We start from the raw sequence: 2,646 nt of genomic DNA, 5'->3' as shown, positions 1-2,646 counted from the left end.
GCCCTGATGGACAACGGCCGCGAGGGAAGGCTGCGCTTCGCCGACCCGCAGGCGCCCGGCGGCATCGACGCCCCCCAGCGCTTCGGCGACAGGCCGTACGCGCGGGTGGACCCGGGGCAGAGCACCCTCAGGCTCGACGTGCTGGGGCTGGCGGCCGGGGTGTCGACCGCCAACCAGCAGTGGGGGCCGGGCGACGAGTACCCGCTGGTGCTGGGGACGAACGCGGGCGGGTTCCTCCACGCCTTCGCGGGCACCTCCACGCCCTGGAACCTGGGGATCGGCCGGGTGCACGGCCGGGTGATCTGGGGAGCCGCCGAGCAGTCGGCGTACTCGCCGGCCCAGGGCGAGGGGCGCAGGCTGGTGACCGGAGTGGTGGGCGTGCTGGTGCCGTTCGGGCTCGACGGGCTGGAGGTGGGCGGATCGCGCTTCTTCCATACCACCTGGCCCGCCGGGGGGCTTTCCGTCGATCACCTGCTGCAGCCGTTCCAGGCATTTCTCAAGGCGCGGCTCGACTCTACGGGGGTGGGCTCGGACAAGCGGTCGTCGCCCGACAACCAGGTGGCGTCCGTCTTCGCGCGCTGGGTGCTTCCCGGAAGCGGCGCGGAGTTCTGGGGCGAGTACATGCGCAACGACCACAACTGGGACGCGCTGGACTTCGTGCTGGAGCCCGACCACTCTTCAGGCTACGCGCTGGGGGGCCGCAAGGTGTGGGAGCGCGGCGGGCGGCTGCTGTCGCTGCGCGGCGAGTGGCTCGACACGCAGCCCTCGCACCTGCTGCTCACCGGCCGCTGGCAGGGCATCATGTACAGCCACAGCCGGTCGCGGCAGGGCCACACCCACCGCGGCCAGATCCTGGGCTCGCCGGCCGCCTTCGGGGGCGGGGGCGGCACGCTGGCGCTCGACGTGTTTCACGATGCCGGGCGCTGGAGCGTGGACCTGGCCCGCACCCGCGTGCGCGCCCCGGTGAGCCGCGAGACGTCGGCGGACGAAAAGGTGGACGTCGTCCACTCGCTGGGCGGCGAGGCGCTCCTGTTCCGCCCCGGGTTCGACCTGCTGCTGCGGGTGCGGGCCAGCTACGAGATGAACCGCCACTACGCCGGCGACGCGGTGAACGTGTCCGCCGCCGTGGGGGGGCGCATCGGCTTCTGAGGTACCCCGGGCGGCCCATCGCGGCCGCCCTCCGCCCCGCCGGCAGTCCGCCGGGCCGGGGCCCGTTCAGGTTCCTGGTGTACGATTCCATGCCGCAGGCCTCATCCATCCTCCCCGCCGGCGCCTATCGCGCCGAGCTTCGCGCCGCCGTACGAGCCGCGCGCGCCGGCGCCCGCGCCGCCATGCCCTTCTACGGCGAGCAGGCCAGCCGCGCCAAGGACGACGGCTCGCCCGTCACCGCGGCCGACGAGGCCGCCCACCGCGCCATCGCGCGGGTGCTGGCGCGCGAGTTTCCCGCCGACGCCGTGCTCTCGGAAGAGGCGCGCGACCCCGCCGGCCGGATGGGCGCGCGGCGGGTGTGGATCGTGGACCCGCTGGACGGCACGCGCGAGTTCCTGGCCCGCAACGGCGAGTTCGCCGTGATGGTGGGGCTGGCTGTGGACGGGCGCGCCGTGGCGGGGGCGGTGGTGCTTCCCGCGACGGGGGTGCTGTACGCCGCCGCGCAGGGGCAGGGCGCCTGGGTGGCGCACGAGGGCCGGCGCAGGCGGCTGCGGGCCCGTCCCGCCCCCGCGGGGGCGCCGCGGCTGGTGGGCTCGCGCTCGCACCCTGACCCGCTGCTGGTGACCATGCAGGAGGCGCTGGGCATCACCGACGTGCGCCCGGCGGGCTCGGTCGGCATCAAGTGCGCGCTGGTGGCCGAGGGCGAGCGCGACCTGTACGTGCACCCGGTGCCGTACCTGAAGGAGTGGGACACCTGCGCACCGGAGGTGGTGCTGCGCGAGGCGGGCGGCACCGTCACCGACTGCCGGGGCGAGCCCCTGGCCTACAACAAGGCCGATCCGCGCCAGCCCCACGGCATTCTCGCGGCCGCGCCCGGCGTGGCCGAGCGCGCGGGCCCCGTGCTGATGCGGGTGTACGCCGAGGCGGCGGGAGGGGGGCCGTGAGCGAGGCGGCGGGGCGGGGATCCACCCTGCTCCAGGACCCGCCCGGCGAGTTCCTGTGGCCGGCCGACCGCCCCGGCGAGCACCTTCCGCCCCCTCCGGCCTCCCCCGCGCCCCGGCGCCGGCTCAGCCGCGGCGCGGCGCTGCAGTGGGGCGCGTCGGCGCTGGGGCTGGCGGCGGCCATCGGCGTGTTCCTGGCGCCCACCCCGGCCGGGCTCACGCCGGCGGGGCAGGCCGCCTGCGCCGTCTTCCTGGTGTGCACCACGCTGTGGATCACCGACCTGGTGCCCATCGGCGTCACCGGGCTGCTGGCGGTGTCGCTGCTGACGCTCACCGGGGCCATGGAGGCCGGCGACATCTACGCCTCGTTCGGCAACTCGGCGGTGTTCTTCATCATCGGCGTCTTCATGCTGGCCGCGGCCACCATCCACTCGGGGCTCAGCAAGCGGCTGGCGCTCTTCTTTCTGCGCAGGTTCGAGCAGGGCCCGCACGCGCTGGCGGCCGGAATCATGCTCACGGCCGTCTTCATGACCGTGTGGATGCCCGCGCAGGCCAC

2 protein-coding genes and 1 pseudogene are annotated in these 2,646 nt (G+C 75.2%); all 3 read left to right on the top strand.

Annotation, left to right across the window (positions count from 1 at the left end; genetic code table 11):
- Positions 1-1,149: pseudogene (locus VIB55_RS21910) on the top strand (hypothetical protein); the annotation flags it as partial.
- Between the two features lie 89 nt (positions 1,150-1,238).
- Positions 1,239-2,093 (top strand): 3'(2'),5'-bisphosphate nucleotidase CysQ, encoded by an 855-nt coding sequence (locus tag VIB55_RS21905; protein WP_331878805.1) that lies wholly within the window; start codon positions 1,239-1,241, stop codon positions 2,091-2,093.
- On the top strand, positions 2,090-2,646 hold a 557-nt coding region (locus VIB55_RS21900; RefSeq protein WP_331878804.1), incomplete at its 3' end, for an SLC13 family permease. The genes VIB55_RS21905 and VIB55_RS21900, both read left to right, overlap by 4 nt.

It is taken from the genome of Longimicrobium sp. (assembly GCF_036554565.1).
Classification (GTDB): domain Bacteria; phylum Gemmatimonadota; class Gemmatimonadetes; order Longimicrobiales; family Longimicrobiaceae; genus Longimicrobium.
This window is presented reverse-complemented; position numbering and strand designations above follow the sequence as displayed.

What these genes read in the sequence shown, in the direction of transcription:
- VIB55_RS21905 (WP_331878805.1), top strand. Translation starts at nt 1,239, where the DNA reads ATGCCGCAGGCCTCATCCATCCTCCCCGCCGGCGCCTATCGCGCCGAG.